1 protein-coding gene is annotated in these 238 nt (G+C 69.3%); it reads right to left on the reverse strand.

Going from position 1 to position 238, the window contains the following annotated elements:
* Positions 1–238 (reverse strand): FAD-dependent monooxygenase (locus IEW07_RS20895; protein WP_229741605.1); only part of this gene is annotated, 238 nt, incomplete at both ends.

The following is a 238-nucleotide window of genomic DNA, read 5'->3' on the forward strand; positions in this document are numbered from 1 at the left end:
TCGGGGGCACGGTGTGCCCGGCGTCGCCGACCAGGAACAGGTTCCCGTAGCGCAGCGGCTCGCACACGTAGGAGCGGAACTTCAGCACGGTCTTCTCGAAGATCGGCCCCTGCTTGAGCTGCAGCCCGTCCGGGCCCTCGACGCGGCGCTGCAGCTCGGCCCAGATCCGCTCCTCGTCCCAGTCCGCCACGTCCTCGTCCGGGTCGCACTGGAAGTACATCCGCTGCACCGTGTCGCT

The sequence above is a fragment of the Kocuria dechangensis genome (assembly GCF_014636775.1).
GTDB lineage: Bacteria > Actinomycetota > Actinomycetes > Actinomycetales > Micrococcaceae > Kocuria > Kocuria dechangensis.